The organism is Psychrobacter sp. 1Y1 (assembly GCF_051847395.2).
In the GTDB taxonomy this organism is placed as follows: domain Bacteria; phylum Pseudomonadota; class Gammaproteobacteria; order Pseudomonadales; family Moraxellaceae; genus Psychrobacter.
Map to the genome: position 1 here is coordinate 860,451 of NZ_JBPYDF020000001.1, position 22,243 is coordinate 882,693.

The 22,243-nt window shown below is 44.6% G+C and carries 13 protein-coding genes; 9 read left to right on the forward strand and 4 right to left on the reverse strand.

Translation table 11 applies throughout. The features are described 5' to 3' along the window. Positions 1-302: 302 nt before the first annotated feature. A complete protein-coding gene (map, locus tag ACS8FA_RS17635) occupies positions 303-1,094 on the reverse strand; it encodes a type I methionyl aminopeptidase (protein ID WP_439266726.1) in 792 nt (263 codons plus the stop codon). A 298-nt stretch (positions 1,095-1,392) separates the two neighbouring features. Between map and ACS8FA_RS17640 the strand changes: the two genes are divergently transcribed. From ACS8FA_RS17640 to ACS8FA_RS17680, 9 genes are all read left to right on the forward strand, one after another. Further along, a complete protein-coding gene (locus ACS8FA_RS17640; RefSeq protein WP_057758519.1) occupies positions 1,393-2,469 on the forward strand; it encodes an esterase/lipase family protein in 1,077 nt (358 codons plus the stop codon). Positions 2,470-2,515: 46 nt separating this feature from the next. Continuing rightward, positions 2,516-3,622, forward strand: coding sequence for a lipase secretion chaperone (locus tag ACS8FA_RS17645; RefSeq protein WP_439266693.1), 1,107 nt, complete (start codon positions 2,516-2,518; stop codon positions 3,620-3,622). Positions 3,623-3,954: 332 nt separating this feature from the next. After that, complete coding sequence (locus ACS8FA_RS17650) at positions 3,955-4,440, forward strand: META domain-containing protein (protein ID WP_439266695.1); 486 nt, start codon at positions 3,955-3,957, stop codon at positions 4,438-4,440. A gap of 318 nt (positions 4,441-4,758) precedes the next feature. Beyond that, the gene (locus tag ACS8FA_RS17655) at positions 4,759-5,730 is read left to right on the forward strand and encodes a beta-propeller domain-containing protein (RefSeq protein ID WP_439266697.1); all 972 of its coding nucleotides are present in this window, start codon (positions 4,759-4,761) and stop codon (positions 5,728-5,730) included. Between the two features lie 142 nt (positions 5,731-5,872). Continuing rightward, complete coding sequence (locus ACS8FA_RS17660) at positions 5,873-6,529, forward strand: hypothetical protein (protein WP_424510963.1); 657 nt, start codon at positions 5,873-5,875, stop codon at positions 6,527-6,529. A 116-nt stretch (positions 6,530-6,645) separates the two neighbouring features. Then, positions 6,646-8,721: a flotillin family protein gene (locus ACS8FA_RS17665; RefSeq protein ID WP_439266700.1), complete on the forward strand. Its 2,076-nt coding sequence runs from the start codon at positions 6,646-6,648 to the stop codon at positions 8,719-8,721. Positions 8,722-8,891: 170 nt separating this feature from the next. Further along, the gene (locus ACS8FA_RS17670) at positions 8,892-15,176 is read left to right on the forward strand and encodes a DNA repair ATPase (RefSeq protein ID WP_439266703.1); all 6,285 of its coding nucleotides are present in this window, start codon (positions 8,892-8,894) and stop codon (positions 15,174-15,176) included. A gap of 100 nt (positions 15,177-15,276) precedes the next feature. Next, positions 15,277-15,447, forward strand: coding sequence for a DUF2256 domain-containing protein (locus ACS8FA_RS17675; protein WP_010196547.1), 171 nt, complete (start codon positions 15,277-15,279; stop codon positions 15,445-15,447). A gap of 45 nt (positions 15,448-15,492) precedes the next feature. Next, on the forward strand, positions 15,493-15,639 hold the full coding sequence (locus ACS8FA_RS17680) for a DUF2256 domain-containing protein (RefSeq protein ID WP_134292748.1): 147 nt from the start codon (positions 15,493-15,495) through the stop codon (positions 15,637-15,639). A 247-nt stretch (positions 15,640-15,886) separates the two neighbouring features. On the opposite strand, the gene ACS8FA_RS17685 is transcribed toward ACS8FA_RS17680, so the two are convergent. From ACS8FA_RS17685 to metH, 3 genes are all read right to left on the reverse strand, one after another. After that, positions 15,887-16,714: an LptM family lipoprotein gene (locus ACS8FA_RS17685; protein WP_134292749.1), complete on the reverse strand. Its 828-nt coding sequence runs from the start codon at positions 16,712-16,714 to the stop codon at positions 15,887-15,889. A 561-nt stretch (positions 16,715-17,275) separates the two neighbouring features. Further along, positions 17,276-18,205 carry a bile acid:sodium symporter family protein gene (locus tag ACS8FA_RS17690; RefSeq protein WP_134292750.1) on the reverse strand — a complete coding sequence of 310 codons (930 nt, stop codon included), beginning with the start codon at positions 18,203-18,205 and terminating at the stop codon, positions 17,276-17,278. A 208-nt stretch (positions 18,206-18,413) separates the two neighbouring features. Continuing rightward, complete coding sequence (gene metH, locus ACS8FA_RS17695; RefSeq protein WP_439266707.1) at positions 18,414-22,217, reverse strand: methionine synthase; 3,804 nt, start codon at positions 22,215-22,217, stop codon at positions 18,414-18,416. Positions 22,218-22,243 lie beyond the last annotated feature (26 nt).

Sequence of the window (22,243 nt, forward strand, 5' to 3'; positions counted from 1 at the left end):
ATAGGCACTGCTGATTGCTAAAACTGTTTTAGACAAGGCGTAAAACGACGGTAATGCTTGTGCCTTAACTAGGTTTACAACGCAGTATGGGGCAGTTTTAGCCTCAGCTCCAATATTAGTAGAAGGAGACAGGGCTATTTTTTGCCATTTCATTGTTAAAAATCGACGGTTAGAATGGCTAAACTTACTATTTTTAACGTCGAACTGTCTAAAAAATAGTCTCTGTCAGTGCCATGGTTGAATATCAAACACGCCCTAATTAAAGACCAAAAAAAAGACCGCTTAAGCGATCTTTGATTGTACTACTGCGTCAAAAAACTTAAGTCTTCTTCGGGGCGAGTAGTAAATACCTCACAACCATTATCTGTTACGACCATGGTGTGCTCCCATTGAGCAGACAATTTACGGTCTTTAGTAATCGCTGTCCACTCATCAGGCAAGATCTTAGTTTGCCACGTGCCTTGGTTAATCATAGGCTCGATAGTAAACGTCATACCTGTTTTTAACTCAAAGCCAGTACCTTTTTTGCCATAGTGCATGACTTGTGGCTCGTGATGAAATTCATCACTGATACCATGACCACAGAACTCGCGAACGATACTAAAGCGCTCAGGCTCGACAACGGCTTGAATAGCAGCGCCGATATCACCTAGACGAGCACCGTTCTTGACCACGCTCATACCTGCGTAAAGGGCATCTTGTGCCACTTTGCAAATACGCTGTGCCATGATAGAGCCGTTACCGACGATCCACATCTTTGAGGTATCGCCATAGTAGCCATCTTTGATAACAGTCACGTCGATGTTGATAATATCACCATCTTTCAGCAGCTTGCTTTCGGTTGGGATACCGTGACAGACAACATGGTTGACTGAGGTACAGATAGATTTTGGAAAACCATTATAATTAAGTGGGGCAGGGATAGCCTGCTGCACATTAACAATATAGTCATGGGCAATCTGATTAAGTGCTTCGGTACTGACGCCCACTTTGACATGCTCGTCGAGCATGACAAGGACATCACTAGCGAGTTTACCGGCCACACGCATTTTTTCTATGGCTTCTGGAGACTGGATAAGGGATTTTTTAGTCATCATCGTATATCTTATAATTATGGGTTCATTGTAGATAGATTATACCATAAACGTACTAGTGACACTTTTACGTTAAGTGATAGTGTACCTATCATTATCATTGAAAATAATTGCTTTACAGCTTGGTAAGGGCTTATATGACTCATTAGTCAGACTAATATATTCATATTTTGACAAATTAGTTGAATGTTGCAGGATATATAAGTAATGTAATTTTGCCTGCTAACGGAATTAGCAGCAATTTTTACTGTAGTTGTGCAGTAAAAATAACCAAATCAATGATAACAAGGATGTTGTTATGACGCTTTCTTTGTACATTCGTGCAGCTCTCACACCAAAGACATTGTTACCGATACTGGGTTCAATCAGTGCTGGTGTACTTCTAATGACCATGCAAACCACTTCTGCTCAAGCTGCAGGACAATACTATAATTGTGCCAATGCTAACGGTTGCAAGTTGGTAGACAGTAAATATTTCACTTCTAGTTACACTAAAACTCAATATCCAGTCGTCTTAGCACATGGACTTGGCGGCTTCACGACGTTATTTGGAGTCATTGATTATTTCAACGGGATTCCAGAAGACTTGATGAAAGGTGGCTCAGAGGTATATACCACCAAAACGTCAGCGGTCAATAATAGCGAAGTTCGAGGTGAGCAACTGCTACAACAGGTCAAGACCATTGCTGCCATTTCAGGTGAGTCTAAAGTCAATTTGTTTGGACACAGTCAGGGCGGTATAGATATTCGTTATGTCGCTGGCGTCGCGCCAAAGTACGTGGCCTCAGTAACTGCGGTATCAAGCCCAGAGCAAGGATCAAAAACCGCTGATTTTGTTAAAGATGTCCTTGAGCCAAATAATACTTCTGGACAGCCATCTAATGTCACCACCCAGCTAGTATCAGGCGTGTTTAATCTGATTGGTGGCTTTACAGATATTGGTTCTGGTATCAGTTTCAATCAAATTCAACAACAAGATGGCTGGCAAGCGCTCGTGGCTCTATCGACCGATGGTGCTGCTAAGTTCAATGCCAAATTTCCTGCAGCAATGCCAAAAAACTATTGTGGTCAACCGACTAGTACGGCGGTCAATGGCATCAAGTATTATTCGTTTAGTGGCGTTGGGCAAATAACGAGTGCACTTGACCCTAGCGATTACCTATTGGCCGCAACGGGCGTACCGTTTGCAGGTGAGTCTAACGATGGATTGGTATCTGCTTGCTCAAGTCGTCTTGGCTATGTGATTCGTGATAATTATAGAATGAACCATTTGGATTCCGCTGATCAAGTCTTGGGTCTGACGGCATGGGGAGAGTCTGAGCCAAAATCTATCTATCGTACTCAGGTAAACCGTCTGAAAAACGCCAACCTATAAGCTGAACTACAAAACAAGAATGCTCATTAATTGAGAAATATCGTTTATGTCAAATAACCGCCGTCCAACCTATGCAACAATTGCTATCATCGCCGTGGTTATCATTGCCACAGCGGCGGTTATTTTGTGGTTTAAGCCTAGTAACGATGTAAATTCAGCTTCAATCAAATCCTCCGTCTCTGATAATGAGAGTAGCGAGTCAGTGATAACTGAGTTGGCTGCGGGACAAGTCGTGAAAGCGACAACGCCACCCAGCCAGTCTCAATTTGTCACAGGATTAGAAAATTTACCACGCTCATTAAAGGGCACCCAAGTTGATGGTGAAATCATCATCGATGAAAATAAACAGTTGGTCGTCACTGAAGGTCTGCGGCGTTTGTTTGATTATTTTTTATCAGCCCTAGGTGAGGAGGAAGAAGCGACTATATTGGCCCGTGTGGAGAGTTATATTCGCCATCACACACCAGAGCCTGCCGCTAGCCAAGCGGTCACTATTTTTAATCAATATGTTGCTTACCTTAAAGCACTTCCTGAGATAGAAAAGCGTTATGGTAATCTGCAATTACAGGCGACCAAAAGTGGCGAGCTGGACTTGAACGCAGTTGCCCAGCAAAAACAAGACATTGCTAATCTACGACAGCAGTACTTTGATAAGCCAACTATCACAGCATTTTTTGGCGCAGAGGATGATTACGATAGTTATAGTATAGAGATGGTCAGAATTGACCAAAATAAGCAGATGTCTGACGCACAGAAACAAGCTACCCGTCAGGACTATATCAGTCGATTGCCAGAGAATGCTACTAAAGCCAATATCATGCAACAAGCCAATATTAGCGAGTTGATGACTCGTACTGAACAGATGAAAGCTCGCGGTGCAACGCCCGAGGAGTTATATAATATGCGCCGAGAGCTAGTAGGCGCACCAGCAGCAGAAAGGCTGGCACAAGTAGATCAAGAAGACGCTAATTTTGACCAACGCTTCACCCAGTATGAAACTCAAAAGAATCGCTTATTAAGTCAAGGTGTCTATGCCGCCCAAGCGCAAATTCAAATCAATCAGCTTGAACAGCAATTATTTAATGATACTGAGCGTAAGCGTCTGGATGGCTATGCGGCATTGCAACGACAGCAAGCTGCCAATAATCCATAATTACTGTCACTAGCTACCGTCAATAACCATCGTTGATCTGGATGGATATCGTTAGCAGCTCATTTAGGTGCTGGCAAGGGCAAGTAGCAAGATATTTGCAAAGTAGTACAAAATGCATTCCGAATAACTACCCAGTTTATGATGACACCTCCCTGTGAGTCATGCACAATATTGCCATTGTCTAGAGCATTAAATAAAACAATAAATGAATCATAATAAGTCCGAGCTTTTACTATGTTTATTAGAGCTTATCGTTTGTCTATTAGCGCTGAGGGCTCAAGCAGATAGTGTGTTTAGTAAAAGTATCGGGTGTAATAAAGCGAGGAGTTGAAATGAAGAACATGACTAAAGTAATGATGGCCGCGACATTGGCAGTTGGTACACTTGCTGCGGGTTGCCAGACGACGAGTTTACCTGCGCCAGTTAACCAACCAATCACTGCAGATATCTTGCAAGCGCACAACTGGCAGCTCGTTGATGCCAAACGCAGCAATGGTGATAAAGTAACACAGCTGTTTTTTGACCCAGCCAAGCCGTTAACGTTAAATTTTATGAATGATAACGGTAGAGATTACGTGGCATTTATGAATACCTGTAATAACATGGGCGCTGGATATAGCGTTGCAAATGGTGAAGTCGAGATTAAAAACGGCATCAGTACTATGATGGCATGTCCTGAACCGCAAGCTAGCTTTGATACTGCTGCCTTAGCTACTGTAAAAGGTAAATATAGCCTTAGTAAGAATGCCAACAATGTGCCTATTTTGACCATTAAAAATGATGCTCAAGTCGCTTATTTTAAAGCCGTTGCGAAGTAGCTTAATAATTGAGTAAACAGTTTGACTGGTTCGTAAACTTAAACAATTGTAACTACTTTTCTAGAGTTGCTCGTCTGAAGTTACTTATTTAAAGTTACTTATTTAAAGCTACTCTTCTTGAAACGCAAAATGCCTCGCTATCAAGTGGGGCATTTTTTTATCCAAAGTTTGACTCAGTTTAGGCTACACTAGAGCCATAACCCTATAATACCTTTGATATCGTAAGATATTATCTATGGCGTTGAGTCTGCAACAGTGACGATAGTTTTTTAATTATTCACAATACTTTTATCATTAGGATCTATTGGATACCGCGCTATGTTTGAAACCATAAAAGTCATTACTACGATAGCTATAGTTACCGTCCTCACTGGCTGTCAGACATTACCTAATACTTCAGTAAAAAAGCCAACCAGTACAGTCGAGACCAATCCGCTGACTGCACGTATGCCAGCGATTGATCGCCGAGGATACATTGCCTATGTAGAAGAGCAGGGCGCAGGTACGGCAAAAGTATCGACCCTCTATAGCATTCGTCCTGACGGTAGCGCTCGTCAGCTAATTGATCAGCTTAATGGCTATATCTATGCGCCAGCATGGTCGGCAGACGGACAACTGCTTGCCTATAGCAAACAAGCCTCGCGTGAGCATCCCAAAATTTATATTTATGATCGTAGTAGCAATACGCGCAACCTAGTGGTAAATGCTGAAGGCAGTAATATGTCAGCGTCATTTTCACCCGATGGTCAAGATTTGCTCTATAGCTCTACTGTCGGTGGTAATGCTGATATCTATAAGATGCGTCTGAGTGATGGTAATACCCAGCAGTTAACGACTCTGCCAAGTACAGAGGTGCAGCCAAGTTATGCTGCCGATGGCAAGAGCTTTGTCTATACCAGTGATAAAGTTCGTGCTGGACGACCGCGAATTTATCGTTATGACTTCGCTACGGGCAATGCGACAGCTGTATCAACAAATGGGTATGTGGCTAGTCCTCAGCTTAGCTTAGATGGTCAGCGTATGGCTTATCTAAATGGTCGCAAGGCGGTTGTCATGACCTTGACGACTGGACAGGTGGTCAACTTGGCAGAAACAGGGCTTGATGAGCCCGCACGTCTATCTCCCTCTGGCAATTATGCCGTCTATCCAACTCGCCACTTGAATGTGGGCGGGCAAGCAGCAAGCCAAAATGGTGGTAGTCTAGTTATCCATTCGCTGTCAGGCAATACCAGCTATGCCATTAGTGGTCAAAATGGTGGAGTCGTGCGCTCACCGATATGGGGTCGTTAGAGAAGTATGTCTCATGCCGTGATATGTATATAAACTTATTTGTAAAACAACATAAGTTTATAAATATTAAGTGAAGTGCCTCAGCTTTTGTAGTAGGTTATTACAAATAGAAGATTAGGTTCACAAAGGGAGAACCCGCGTAATGCAAGAGGCTTTTTTCGTGTTTATCACCAAAATAAGTTTATATCCAACGATTGTTTTCACCGGTCTTGTGATGTTCGTTACTCTATACTGGGTGGTATCTTTACTCGGCATGGCAGATATGGACAGCGTGGATGTTGGAGAGTCAGGTAGTGATGCTGCTGTCTCTGATTTATCATCGACCGGTTTTTTTACAGGCCTCATGCTGAAGTTTGGTCTCTACGGTGTGCCTCTAGTCATTATATTAAGCTTAGTGAGTTTAATCGGTTGGTTATTGAGCTATTTGTATACCAGTTTCTTACATCAAAATTTTGACTCAGGCATTCTGTATTACCTGTTCGGTACGGGGGCACTCATTTTTGTCTTGGTTGTGTCCATGTGGTTGACTGGTCTTATCATCTCGCCCATCCGCAAAAATATTGCCAATATCCCCAAGCGCAATTCGTCTAGTAATGTGGGCAAGATCGCTGTGGTACGCACGCTCAGTGTGACCGACAAGCATGGCGAAGCTGCGCTCAATGATGGCGGCGCAGGATTGATACTCAAGATTCGCTCAGATATGAGCGACAATCAGCTAAAACAAGGCGATAAAGTAGTGTTGGTAGAGTATTTAGATGACGCCAACACTTATCGCGTAACGCCTGTTAAAGACAAATAACGCTCATCAATGATATTGGTCAGTGAACGATGGCTCAATAATATAAAAAATAAGTATTTGGTAAATATAGTAAGGGTTTTAAATTCGCTTGGAATGTTTTAATTAAAGGAATGGATATGGATATACTCATTATCGTCGGCGTGGTTGTGGTGCTGGCGTTTGTTTTTATGATGGTTGCGCTTTTGATGCTCAAAGCCTTTTACGTTAAGGTTGAACAGGGCAAAGCACTCATTATCAACGGCGTGAGTAAAATCGCCGTACGCTTTGATGGTGGCTTTGTTTGGCCAGTTATCAATAAAAAAGAGCTGATGAAAATCTCGCTGATCACCCTAGAGGTGGACAGACGCGGCAAAGAAGGTCTGATTTGTGCGGATAATATGCGTGCGGATATCACAGTCGCATTTTATCTACGAGTAAATGAGACTGAAGAAGATGTGCTCAAAGTCGCCAAATCCGTCGGCGTAGAGAGAGCGTCAGATAAAGTCGCGGTCAATGAGCTATTCAATGCTAAGTTTTCAGAAGCGCTAAAGACCGTCGGTAAGCAGATTGACTTTGTCAAACTGTTCGAAAACCGCAGTCAGTTCCGTGACAGTATCGTCCAAGAAATCGGCAACGATCTCAACGGCTATGTCCTAGAGGATGTGGCGATTGACTATCTAGAGCAAACGCCAAAAGTATCGCTGGACTCAAGCAATATCCTAGATGCTGAAGGTATCAAAAAGATCACTCAGCTTACCGCTTTCCAAAACGTCATTACCAATGAGCTTGAGCGTGACGAAGAGCTGGCGGTTAAGAAAAAGAACGTCGAAACCCGAGAGGCAATGCTGGAGCTGGAGCGTCAACAAGCCGATGCCGAAGCCAAGCAAAAGCGTGAAATCTCATCAGTAATCGCTCGTGAAACCGCTGAAACTCGCAAGATTGAAGAAGAAGAACGCAAAAAGTCAGAAACCGCCATCATCATGGTAGAGCAAGACTTGGCGATTCAGCGTGAGAACCAGCAACGTGAAATCGAAGTGGCAGGGCAAAACCGTCTGCGTGCCGTAGTCATCGAAGAAGAAAAAGTCACGCGTGCTCGCGATCTAGAAATCGTCTCGCGTGAGCGTGAAGTTGACTTGCAGCGTATCGAAGCCGAGCGCGCGATTGAGCTTGAGAAAAAAGAAATCGCCAACGTCATTCGTGAGCGTATCGCGGTCGACAAAACCGTGGCGCAAGAAGAAGAGCGTATCAAAGAAGTTCGCGAAGTCAGCGAAGCGGAGCGCTCTAAGCAAACGCGCGTACTGGCTGCCGAAGCGGATGCTGAAGAGCTCAAAGTGCGTCAGGTGAAAAAAGCCGAAGCCGAAGAGCTATCCGCCAAGCATAAAGCTGTCGAGATTACCACGTTGGCTAATGCCAATCTGGAAGCCTCCGCGAAAGATGCAGAAGCAAAAATCAAAATGGCAGAAGGTATCAAAGCAGAAGAGTCAGCGCATGGCTTTGCTGAAGCGGCGATTCAAGAAGCCAAATCAGTATCGCTTGAAAAAGAAGGCATTGCGAGAGCCAATGTGATTAAAGCGACTGGACAGGCTCAGGCTCAGACAGACCGCGAAAAAGGTATGGCTGAAGCCGAGGTTATCGCCGCTCGCGGTGCGTCTAAAGCAAAAGCCGAGCGTGACATCGGTATGGTCGATGCAGAAATTGTTGCGGCTCGCGGTGAATCTAATGCCAAAGCCGAACGTGATGTCGGTATGGCCAATGCTGAAGTTATCGCTGCTCGCGGTGAGTCAAATGCCAAGGCAGAGCGTGTTGTCGGATTGGCAAAAGCCGAAGTCACTCGCGCGCACTTCCAAGCCGAAGCAGATGGTCTGGTCGAGAAGTTCAATGCCATGGGTAGCATGAGCAAAGAAGCACGTGAGCACGAAGAGTTCCGCATGGGACTTGAGACGGCCTTGCAAGAAGCCTTAGCATCTATTGATGCAGGTAAAGAGATTGCCAAAGAAAACGCCGAAGTCTTGGCAGTGGCCTTACAAAAAGCCAAAATCGATATTGTCGGCGGTGAAGCGCACTTCTTTGATAACTTTGCCAAATCATTGTCGATCGGTAAAGCCATTGATGGCCTAGCGGGCAAGTCAGACACGTTAAGCGGTATCATCAATGGGGTCATGGCCAATCAAGCCATGAAAGCGAACCAGTCAAATGATGACAGAACCGCTTAAATGATATTCGACTGGTATAAATATCAGTATTTATAAGCACGCTGCATTTATAAGCAAGCTATCATTTAGGTCGCAGCGTGCTATGACCCATTCGCGCTAAGTGTCTTAAAGCGCGATAGCCAACTCATTATTCATGATGAGTTGGCTAATCTAAAAAATCAGTAGAAGTGATGCGATTTTTTAGATTAGCCAAGCGCTTCTTTATCTTCAATGATTCCTTATTGCCAAAATATAAAAACGGACGAGCAACGATGGCGGACACGCAAAACCCAACCAATTCAGATAGCAAAAGTGATCCTAACGCGAACCAAGCAAACCAAACCGATCAGGCAGTGGCCTCCGGTAATGCGTACGAGCTCATCAAAAAACGCCTGACAGAGCAGGGCAGCCGTCTAGAGCAATTGACCGCCAAACTAAATGCTGCACGCCTGACGGAATTTGGTAGCACCCAGATGCAGGTTATTGCCCGCACGCGTATCCGTACCGAGCATAACTGTGTGGCGCAGGATATGGTACAAGTTGGCGACTATCTGCTGTTTGGCTACAACGTATTTATGGGGCTAAAGCGTGCCAGCAATGTTAAGGATGTACTGTCGCTATATCGCTTGATAGACCCTACTGATAAAGGCGACAGCGATGAGAGTCCGCAGAGTAATGGTGGTGATAGTGCGGAGCAAGAGTATCAGCTTGAAGAGGTCGATTTAAAAGGGACGTTTTTAGATCAAGATGCCTTTGTCCAAGACTTCAATGAGCTCTATCGCTATTACAAGCAAACACGCCTGATTCAACTAACCGTTAAAGACAGCAAGCTGCTATTAGCCTTTCAGATCGGTGAGCGTATCACCGATATTCGAGTGTTTCGTTTTGCGTTAGACTTTAGCCAAGGCACACCAGAAGCTGCTCAAGTAGCCTACGTGGACAATCGCGGCGAGCGCGATATTGAGCTGCCGCCTGCCTATGATTTTGATTGGATCGAGACCACGCGCGATCAGATGGTCAATGGTAAGTATCCGCACATGAATATCTTGGACACGATATTTGTGGAAACCGTCGGCGGCGATTTGACTATTAAGATTGAGGACAATACGCAGTCGGGGCAAGGCATTTATAGCGAGCCTGTCAATGATCGCACTCAATCGCTGACCGATGCCGAGATTGCCTATGCCAAAGTCGGTAGCTTAATCCTCCTCAAAATACTGCCGTACCGTGAGGACAGTTACCGTTATTTTGTTTATAACACTTTGACCGAAGCGGTGCTGCGTTTGGATGCGATTGGCCAGTCCTGTGTACAGTTGCCCGAAGATCACGGCATTATATTTCCGGGTGGTTATTATCTACAGACGGGCGATTATAAGCTGTTCGATGCCAACAGTGTCGGGGCCAAAAACTTAAAGTTTAAGCGCAAGATTATCTCGACCAATGGCGAAGATGTTTTATTCTTATTTTATGACAGAGAGCTGGGCATCACGGGGCTGTTTCCTTATAACCTTATCAAAAAACAACTGGCAAATCCTATCTATTGCAACGGTATGGCCTTGGCTGAGAATGGGCGTTTGGTACTGTTCAGTGACCAAAGTGAGCCATCTCGTATTCACCCGATGCAGATATGGCATACCCCTTATGCCTCACACGAGTATGTGAGTGAGCTGCCAGAAAGCACGAGCTTCTATGGCAAAATTGGCAATAAAGAACTGGTGCGTGGTATCTCAGACCTGTATAGCATTACTCGCCTGATTGACAATCAAAGCGTCTCTCAAAAGCTCTATGAAGAGTTGGCTGACAATACCAGTCGTCTCTTTGACAGCTATTATTGGCTGTCTGAGCCTGAGCTGAGCGAAGTCGCCAGTAGTATTAAGGAAGTGACGGCCACGGCTGAGCTTGTCATCGATGAGTTCGCTAAAGTACAAAGTATCCAAAAGCAAACCCAAACTGCGCTAGCCGATGCTGATACGCAGCAAAGTGAGATTTTGCGGCAGATACGCGTTACTAGCTTTGAGTCTGCCAGTGATTATGTCGATCAGCTGTCAGCATTAAGACGCCAAAAAGGCCGTTTGGTTAACTTGGAGGATTTGCGCTATCTAGATGCTGATAAGTTACAAGCGCTGCAAAAGCAATTAGAAGAGGCAGAAAGCGAGCTGGCTGAAAAAACGGTATTGTTTTTAAGTGGTGAAGAGGCACTATCAAGCTACGAAGGCATATTGGTCGATGTCAGTGAGCGCTTAAACACCGCAGAAACCAATGCTGAGCTAAAACCCGTACTAGAAAAAATTGATGAAACAGCGCAAGGGTTAGATTTATTGACCGAGTTGCTAGGGACGCTAGATGTAGCTGATGCCACAGTGCGTACGCAAATCATCGATGACATATCGACCATTTATGCGAGCCTAAATCAGAGCAAAGCCAAGCTCAACCATAAGCGTAAAAACTTAGGTTCAGCGGAGGCCGTCGCGCAATTTGGCGCGCAGTTTAAGCTGTTTGGTCAGTCCATTGCCAACGCCTTATCCATTGCCAATACCCCTGAGAAATCAGATGAGCAAATGGCAAAACTGCTGGTACAGTTAGAAGAATTGGAAAGTCAGTTCGCTGATCCAGAGACCAATAGTGGCGATCAGTTTTTAGCCGATATCATCAGCAAGCGTGAAGAGATTTACGAAACCTTTGAAAACCATAAGCAGCAATTGCTTGATGCTCGCAACCGTAAAGCACAAAATTTGGGTGATGGCGCGCTGCGGATGCTTGAGAGTATTAAAAAACGCACGCAAAGCACAGGTGTCACAGGCTTTACAGAAGAGGAAGCGCTCAATACTTACTTTGCGGCTGATGGTCTGGTACAAAAAGTGCGCAACATCGCAAAAGAGCTGCAAGCAATGGGCTTTAGCGTCAAAGCCGATGACATCGATGCCCGCCTAAAAGCCATCCAAATCGAGAGCTATAAGAGTTTAAAAGACAAGTCGGACTTGTTTGAAGATGGTGGTCAAATCATCAAACTGGGCAAGCACCGTTTTTCAGTCAATACTCAGCCGCTGGATTTGACCTTATTGAGTCGTCAGCAGTCAGATGGCAAGCGCGTGCTGAACTTGCATCTAACGGGTACAGATTATTATGAAGTGCTTAATAACACTGAGCTAAACGCCTTGCGCCCGTATTGGGACATGAATATCGCCTCCGAGTCTGACAAGGTGTACCGCGCCGAGTACTTGGCGTATAGCATTATTGAAAGTGCTAAAAATAGCCAAGATGGACTAACCGAAGAACGTTTATATCAAGCATATGATGCGACTATCATTACCCTCGATGTTAATGGTGACATTGATAATGACAGTCCATTGTCCAAGTTGGTCAAAGCTTACGCCACCCCTCGCTATCAGCTTGGTTATGACAAAGGCATTCATGACCATGATGCCACGCTATTATTGATGCAAATATTGCCAACGTTGCGTGAGGCAGGGCTACTGATTTATACCCCGCAAGTACGTGCCTTGGCACAGTTGTTTTATTGGCAGCTAAATATTGTACAAGCGCTTGGTTTAGACAGCTTGCGTCAATTTGGTTATGACGCTTGGTTAAATGAATCAGTGCTGACACGCGCAAATAACTGGACGGATAGAGCCGCGACTGCCGAGCAATTGCGCCGTGCACTGGGCAGTGACACTGCTAAATATTTATTAGTCGAGGACATGAGTCAAGTGATGCGTCACTTTGTTATGGCTCATAATGATGACAATATTGGTAGTGATATCGGTGCTAGCATTGATAAAGATGGTAGCGTTGATAACGGTGCTAATATCTTCAAATCAAGCTACGTTCAGCTTGCTTGTGAATATTTGGTGAGCGTCATGGGGCAGTCGGCTGAATCGAATACCGGCGCATATAACACAATAAAATGGCAAACCAGTCAACAAGCGCAGCAGTTGTGTGAGCAGCTAAGCCAAACATTGAATAGTGCCTCAGGCAGCACGCAAAATACCGCCAGTTTTGATCAACTACAGTCTTCTATCAGTAAGCTTGGATTCCAACCCAAATCAGCCTATGAGCTACTAGCCACATGGTTTCATGCACTACTTGATAAAACCTACGGCAGTACTGAGTCGGCTAACGTATTAGCTGATGGCACGGATGAGGCAGGCGAGGGACTCAGTGAAGATCAGCTTGCTGAGATTGAAACACAAAACGCGCTACGCAAACAACAGCTAGAAAGTGGCCGTCATTATGTGCCTGAAGCCATTGCCGTCTTGCTTACCCAATTAAATGATGCCCAGCGTGAAGCTTTGGTGCAACGACTCATTGATTCAGGTGCTACTTTTAATAAAGGGGCTTTTAATAAAGGGCTAAGTGCTAAAAGATTGGGCAATCAAGGTTTAAACAGTACAGGCACAAGTACCACGCCATCGGCCTTGTCATTTTCTTCAATCACCTCGTCGCCAGTTTCATCGACTACATCATTGACCAGTATTAATAATCCGCTTAATCAAGTACAGAGCTTTGAGCGTAGCACGGGTAAGGTATCGCTTGAGATACAAGTCAATAATTTGCTGGGTGAGCATATACGTATTCATCAGCAGACCTTAACCTTTGCCGTCGATGATTTCTTAAATCGTTTACATCATCATGATACCCAAGTTATCCCTGCCTATAGACGTTATCTGGCCATGCGCTCAGAGATATTGCATGACTCAAAAGAGACGTTGCGACTGGACGAATTTATGCCGCGTCCATTGTCTTCATTCGTGCGTAACCGTCTGATTAATGAGAGCTACCTGCCGCTCATCGGTGACAATCTTGCCAAACAGATGGGCACGGTCGGCGAGGATAAGCGTACCGATTTGATGGGTATTCTCATGATGATATCGCCACCAGGGTATGGTAAAACCACCTTGATGGAATACGTGGCAAACCGTCTCGGCCTTATCTTTATGAAGATTAACTGTCCGTCACTTGGTCATGACGTCACCTCATTAGATCCAGAAAAAGCACCAAATGCTACCGCCCGAGAAGAGCTGAATAAAATCAACTTGGCATTTGAGATGGGCAATAACGTCATGCTCTATCTCGATGATATTCAGCATACCCATGCGGAATTTTTGCAAAAGTTTATCTCGTTGGGTGACGGTACACGCCGTATCGATGGTGTCTGGCAAGGCAAAACCAAGACCTATGACATGCGTGGCAAAAAGTTCTGCGTGGTCATGGCAGGTAACCCGTATACCGAAAGCGGCGAGGCTTTCAAAGTGCCGGACATGCTCGCCAACCGTGCCGATATCTATAACTTAGGCGATATCATGAGCGGCATGGAAGAGGTGTTTGCACTCAGTTATATTGAAAACTCGCTGACCTCTAATACCGTCCTCGCACCAATGGCCAACCGTGACTTAAGCGATGTGCATCGTTTGATTAAAATGGCAAAAACGGACAATGCGAATCTTGCTCAAGCACAAAGCAGCGATTTGACGTATCCGTATAGCACTTCAGAAGTTAACGAGATTGTCGCTATTTTGCGCCATATGTTTAGGGTGCAAGAAGTCATTCTGGACGTCAACCAAGCCTATATTGCCTCCGCCTCGCAAGATGATAAGTATCGTGTTGAGCCGATATTTAAGCTGCAAGGCAGTTATCGTAATATGAATAAGATGACCGAAAAGCTATCAGCGGTCATGAATGAAGAAGAGCTGAATCAGCTGATAGACGATCACTATCTGGGCGAGTCGCAGCTATTGACCCAAGGCGCAGAGAGTAACTTGCTCAAGCTTGGTGAGATGCGTGGTGTCTTAACCGAATCAGAAAAAGAGCGTTGGGCGCAAATCAAAGCCGACTTCCTACGTAACAAAGCCATGGGCGGTGAAGATGGCGATACGGGCGCACGTATCGTCGCCCAGTTGGTCGACTTGGCCAGTGGTTTCAATGCCATCAGTAGCCAGTTTGAGACATACTTAACGAAAAATGATCCTGAACAAATCGCTCGCTTACGAGAAGCAGGTCAACAAGCGCAACTCGATGCCCAGCTAAACGCCCAATTAGAAGCACAAAAAATACTTGCCGATAGTGTCATTAACAATGCCAAAGTCGTCAGCGATAGTATCGATAATGGCTTTGAGAAAAGTGTGAGTCAATTGCTACAAATATATAAGCACGATCATAAGTCAGAAGGCGAGTATCTCAAGCAAAACCAATATGCACAAAAACAGCTCATGGTGCAGCTGGTCAACGCTGTTGAACAACTGGCGCAAAAAATGGCGGATAGCTTGGTTAGCAATAATGATAATCAAACAGCCGATAGCGATATCCCTGATATTCATCAGCAAACGGCACTGATGGCAACTGCCCTCAAGCAAGCGTTAGAGCCATTGACGATGCGGATGGATGAGAAGTTGGCGATTGATACCAGCGCCGATCAATCTGGTAAGTTAATCGTTAATAGTCTCAATCGCCTAAATAAAATATTTGACGACTATGATTAGTAGACTATAGTGCCCAGTGCCCAGTGCCCAGTGCCCAGTGCCCAGTGCCCAGTGCCCAGTGCCCAGTGACTAATGTAGTAAACAAACCAATGAGAAAATTATGGCGCACAAAAAGAAGAACGTTCGCAAAAAACTCTGCCCTGTCTGCGAGCGCGAGTTTAGTTGGACTAAGAAGCTTGATAAAAACTGGGAGAGCATGGTCTATTGCTCCGACCAATGCCGACGGGTAAAAAAATATGAAGGGCTGGATCATCAAAAAGAAGACAAGTAGTCGTTAGTAATGAAATAGGGTTATATAGATATAAGGGAGTAGACGATGGCACATAAAAAAGTAAACCTACCGCAAAAAATCTGCCCCGTCTGCCAGCGCCCATTTACATGGCGTAAAAAGTGGGAGAAAGACTGGGAGCAGGTGATTTATTGTTCTGAGAAGTGTCGGCGAGGGAAAGCAAAAGATGAATAGACCAAAATATAAAGCTTCAGCCGATCATAGATTGGCTGAAGCTTTATTAAGTTGATGGCTTATTATTAGTAATGTTCTTTCATAAGTACTTCTTCCATTCGACACCGTCGTCTAATTTACAGAAGATGAGATATAGGTCGTTTACTTATAAATACTTTTGCCTAAAAAGACTAAAGTCATTCTCACTAGAAAATAGAGAATAACTCTAACGTTTTTATTGGCTATCAGTGGCTATTACACTGTTGGATTAGGGTCTTGAGAATTTAAACATCTCTTCATAGTCTATGACATCGTCTTGGTTATCGTCCACTTCAATAGTAAGGGCAGTATTGCCTGTTACTCGAGCGTAACGCGTGCGTGGTTCTGATAATCCAGTCCCCGCATTGCCATCATAAATTATAGTAGTAGTTAATTGACCAGTAACAGCATCAACAGTGTAGTTACCCCATTCCATACCATTTTCGGAATTATCGACTGACCTATCCTCGTCAACTTGCACGTAGATATAAGTACCGTTTTCTAAGAATGCTAAGCCCAGTAGCTCGTTGTCATCAGCATCATCGAAATCCCAAGGTCCTAAAATACTTTCAGACTTAGTTTCTGAGAAACGATAGCTTTCGTTACTATCAATGATGCCATTTCCGTTTTCATCTACTTTCAGGATAAATTTACCGTTAGATACCTGAGCATAACGCATGACAGAATCTGATAATCCAGAGGTACCGTTTTTATCAAAGATAGGCGTAGCGGTTAGTTTGCCTTCTGTACTACTGACGCTATAACTGCCTAATTCCATACCATTTCCAGCTTCACTGGTTGATTGGATACTATCGACTTGGGTCTGTATATAAGTCCCATCATCCATGAATATAATAGTTGATAACTCTCCACTAGCGGTATCGTCGCTACTCCACATGCCGACGATTTCAGTATCAATATTGGGCTGATCAGGTTGTGTAACATCTGGTTGATCAGGTTGCGACGTCGGTGATTCATCAGAATCAGAGTCACTACCACATCCCTGTAAAATCAGTGCTGTTGTCATGGCTAATAATGCTAGTTTAAATGATTTCATTTTTATCTCTCCTTGATTTAAAAATATAAAATCTCACTCAGCTGAAAGTCAGTGCCTTGCATCTCCTTATTATGTTAATTAAAGAATATATAAATCAGTATTTATGAATATAACAAACATTTTTCAGTTAATCCAATCCAAAAAGTATTTTCTAAATGAGTAAAATGGAGAGGTTGGTTATGAAATAAAAAGAGTGTAAAAGCGAGAAGAAGCTGTAAAAAGTAAATTTATTAGCGAAAAGGTCAAAGTATTAAAGGTTCGAAGAGCTTTTTCGAGATACTGTCGCTGGAAGATAGTGAGCAATAAAAGTATTTATTTAAAAAATTGGCAGATATATAATTAAACGCCGTCTCCTTTATTGACTGCATTTCTACTGAATGAAAAAGATAAAGGAGACGGTATATTTAAACGTCATAGCTACATATATTTTTTGAAATCGATTTAAACGTAAGAAAGTTAGTTACTACAAATTGGGTTTCAACCATTTTTTAGCAGTTTTTATATTCTAATTTTCACACTCAGTATAAATTTCTAATTGATCACGACTGAATTTACCGCTGGTTAATTACCATCTCTCTTAGCAAAAATATTCGCAACCAGCGCACCACTAAAGTTATGCCACACACTAAATATAGCACTAGGTAAGGCAGCGACAGGATTAAAATAAGTCGCCGCAAGGGCAGCACCTAGACCAGAGTTTTGCATGCCCACTTCCACCATAATCGCGCGGCGTTGTCTCTCCGTAAAGCCAGACAAGCGAGCGATTACATAGCCCAAGGTATAACCCGTCATATTATGTAAGGCAACCACGATAAATACGATAGCACCGCTATCTAAGATGGTCGCTTTAGACACGGCAACCACTGCCGCTATAATGATGGAAATACCCAATACCGACACCATCGGTAATACCTCGGTGACGAACTCGATCTTTTCACCCAAAAATTTATGAAAGATAACACCTAGTAATATGGGCAAGATGACGATTTTCGTAATGGTTATCATCATACTAGCCAAATCGATATCAATCAGCTGCCCCGCAAAAACACTGAGCAGAATAGGGGTCAGAAAAGGCGCAAGCAGGGTAGAGATAGAGGTGATCGCCACGCTTAAAGCCACATCACCTTTGGCCAAAAACGTAATCACATTACTAGACGTACCGCCAGGGCAGCAACCAACCAAGATAACACCGACAGCTATTAAAGGATCGAGGTTGAAAATGACCGTTAATAGGTAAGCGATAAGAGGCATTAGCGTAAACTGCGCTAATAGGCCTACCAATACAGGTTTGGGGCGTTTGATAATCTCTAGGAAATCTTCTGTTTTGAGCGTCATACCCATCCCAAACATAATGATGCCAAGTATGGGAACGATCAAAAAAGCCAACGAGGTAAAAAATTCAGGAAAAATAAATCCCAAAATAGCACTGACCAATGCCCAGATTGCAAAGGTTTTGCCAATCCAACTAGAAAGTAATGCAATCTGATTCATAGCCTATCTCACAAAGACAATAATAATAGAATAGACAATAATCTAGCATGGTTATTGTTAGCAAATGATGAAAGTATTTTGCTATGAACGTAGCGATAAGTTTGCTGATGGTGGGCAAAATAGACTGCCATAAAAAATGGCTTACCCATATTAAATGAGTAAGCCAAAAAATAACTATCAGATTTCTATCACTTGATTAGCCAATCGACTACAAATTCGGATTTAACCACTTCTCAGCCGTTTTCATATCCCAGCCTTTACGCTCAGCATAACTCTCTAACTGGTCCCGGCTAATCTTACCGACGTTGAAATACTCACTATCAGGATGCGAGTAATAGAATCCGCTGACCGATGACGCAGGCCACATCGCATAGCTTTCAGTCAACGTTGTACCAATTGCATCTACCGTACCGAGCCAGTCAAACAATTTACCTTTTTCGGTATGCTCAGGGCAAGCTGGGTAGCCAGGTGCAGGGCGGATGCCGACGTATTTTTCTTTAATCATCTCATCATTGGTGAGTGACTCGGTCGGCTGATAGCCCCAGTACTCTTTACGGATGAGCTCATGTAAATGCTCGGCGAATGCTTCGGCTAAACGGTCAGACAGCGCCTGTACCATAATGGCATTATAGTCATCGCCTGCTGCTTTGTATTGCTCAGCCAGTGCTTCTGTACCGACGATAGAGACAGTAAAACCGCCCAAGTGATCGGTATGCGTCTCTGATGGTGAGATGAAGTCTGCCAAGCTAAAGTTTGGCTTGCCACTAGCTTTGTCGCTTTGCTGGCGTAAGTGTTCGAACTGGTAGATCGGTTTACCGCCATCGGCAGGCGCATTGTCATAGACTGTGACCGTATCGGCTCCAGTACGGCGCGCGGGCATCAGTTTAAACACCCCTTTCGCTACGATTGATTTTTCATCAATCATCTTTTGCAGTAGCTCTTCTGCATTTTCAAATAGATCGCGAGCCGCTTCACCAACCACATCATCTTGCAATATTTTCGGGTATTTACCGGTCAGACCCCAAGAGATAAAAAACGGTGTCCAGTCAATATAAGGTAGCAGATTCGCGATTGGATAGTCATCCAATATCACTTGTCCTAGTTTATTTGGCACTGGTGGCACATAGGTTTCCCAATCATACTGAAAGCCAATCTTGACTGATTCGGCATAGGTGACTTTGGCAGCTTTTGGTTGACGCTTAGCCAGACGCTCACGCACTTTGACATACTCTTCGCGTGTCTCATCGATGAGCGCTTGACGGTGTTCTTTTGATAGTAATTTGGTCACCACACCGACTGAGCGCGAAGCATCCGATACATAGATGACGCCATCGTTTTGATATTGCGGCTCGACCTTGACGGCAGTATGCGCTTTCGAGGTCGTCGCACCGCCAATCATTAATGGTAGTGTCATGCCGCGCTCTTGCATTTGCTTGGCAACGTAGACCATCTCATCGAGACTTGGGGTAATCAGACCAGACAGACCGATGATATCAACTTTTTCTGCGATGGCAGTATCGAGGATTTTTTCACATGGCACCATGACGCCCAGATCGACGATATCATAGCCGTTACAGCCCAGCACCACGCCGACGATGTTTTTGCCGATATCATGGACGTCGCCTTTGACGGTTGCCATTAGGATTTTACCTTTGACCTCGCCTTCGACTTTTTCCGCTTCGATATACGGGTTTAGCCACGCGACAGATTGCTTCATTACACGGGCAGATTTTACGACTTGCGGTAGGAACATCTTACCTGCACCGAATAGGTCACCGACGATATTCATACCGTCCATCAGTGGCCCTTCGATGACTTCTAGTGGTTTAGGATACTTCTCCCATGCTTCTTTGGTATCCGCTTCGATAAAGGTCGTCACGCCTTTGACCAGTGCGTGGGCGATACGTTCTTCTACCGTGCCTTCGCGCCAGCTCATATCGACAGTACTGTCTTTTTTCTTGCCGCCATCTTGGTAGTTTTCAGCGACGGTCATTAGACGTTCAGTGGCATCTTGACCAGTTTCACCTTGATTGCGGTTGAGCATGACGTCTTCGATAGCGTCACGAGCTTCCTTTGGAATATCATCGTACAGCTCAAGCATGGCTGGGTTGACGATACCCATGGTCAGACCGTTTTTGATCGCGTGGTATAAGAATACAGAGTTGATCGCTTCACGGATTGGGTTACCACGGAAACTAAACGAGACGTTGGATACGCCGCCCGAGACCATGGCATTTGGCAGGTTTTCCGTAATCCAGCGTGTGGCATTGATAAAGTCAGCGCCGTAGTTATTGTGCTCGGTGATACCCGTGGCAACGGCAAAGATGTTTGGGTCAAAGATAATGTCTTCTGACGGGAAGCCCACTTCATTGACCAGTACATCATAGCTGCGCTTAGATATCTCAATCTTGCGCTCATAAGTATCAGCCTGTCCGTCTTCATCGAATGCCATAACGATAATCGCGGCACCATAACGCATACATAATTTGGCACGTTCAACGAACTCAGCGTGACCTTCTTTTAATGAGATAGAGTTGACGACAGATTTGCCCTGCGTACGTTTAAGGCCTTCTTCGATAATGTCCCATTTAGACGAGTCGATCATCAGTGGTACACGGCTGATATCTGGCTCACCTGAGACCAAGTTGACGAAATGAATCATCGCCTGCTTGGAATCGAGCATGCCTTCGTCCATATTGATGTCAACGATTTGCGCGCCGCCTTCGACCTGATCGCGAGCGACATCGAGTGCTTCGGTATAGGCTTCTGTTTTGATCAAACGTAGGAATTTTTTAGAGCCTGTGACGTTGGTACGCTCACCGACATTGACGAACAAGCTATCAGAGTTGATTGTAAATGGCTCTAGACCAGACAAGCGGCAGGCAGGTGCTATCTCAGGGATGACACGCGGCGGATAGTTCGCCACGACTTTAGCAATTTGACGGATATGCTCAGGCGTCGTACCACAGCAGCCACCCACGATATTTAGGATACCTGCTTTGGCAAAACCTTCGAGTAGGGCAGCGGTTTCTTCAGCGGTTTCATCATACTCACCAAACTCATTGGGTAGACCAGCGTTTGGATGCGCAGAGACAAAGGTATCAGCGATGTTTGACAATGTCTGAATATGTGGACGCAGCGCATCAGCACCTAGCGCACAGTTAAAGCCAACAGATAATGGCTTGGCATGGCGGATAGAGTTATAAAACGCTTCAGCCGTTTGACCTGATAGCGTGCGACCTGACGCGTCGGTAATCGTACCTGAAATCATGATTGGCAACTCAAAGCCAATATCATCGAATACACCAGTGATTGCAAATATCGCCGCTTTGGCATTGAGCGTATCAAAGATCGTCTCAATCAAAATAATATCGACACCGCCTTCTATCAGGCACAAGGTCGCTTCACGGTAGTTTAAGACCAATTCATCAAAGGTAATATTGCGAAACGCGGGATCATTGACATCAGGCGATAGCGAGCACGTACGTGACGTCGGACCCACGACACCTGCAACGAAGCGCGGTTTTTCAGGCGTTTTTGCGGTAAATTCATCTGCTGCTTCTCGAGCAATCTTGGCCGCTGTCCTATTTAATTCTGGCACTAGGTACTGCATGTCATAGTCAGCCATCGACAGACGCGTACCGTTAAAGGTATTGGTTTCAATGATATCAGCGCCCGCCAGCAGATGATCGTGATGAATGTCTTTAATCATGTGTGGCTGAGTCAGTACCAGCAAATCATTATTGCCGCGCACATCTTGGTCAATATCAGCAAAACGCTCACCACGATAATCCGCTTCTTCTAGCTTATAGGTCTGAATCTGCGTACCCATCGCACCGTCTAACATCAAAATGCGTGATGCCATCTGCTCAGTGATACGTGCACGTGCGGTTAGCTGCTGCTCTTTAAATGGAAACACAGTAGGCGGCGTCAATATAAAGTCATTAGCGGATGAGGAACTAGAGGCGGTATTGGTATGAGAATCGGTTGGTGAGGTCGTCGTTGAAATCATAGGTGTGCTGCTTATATCGTAATTAT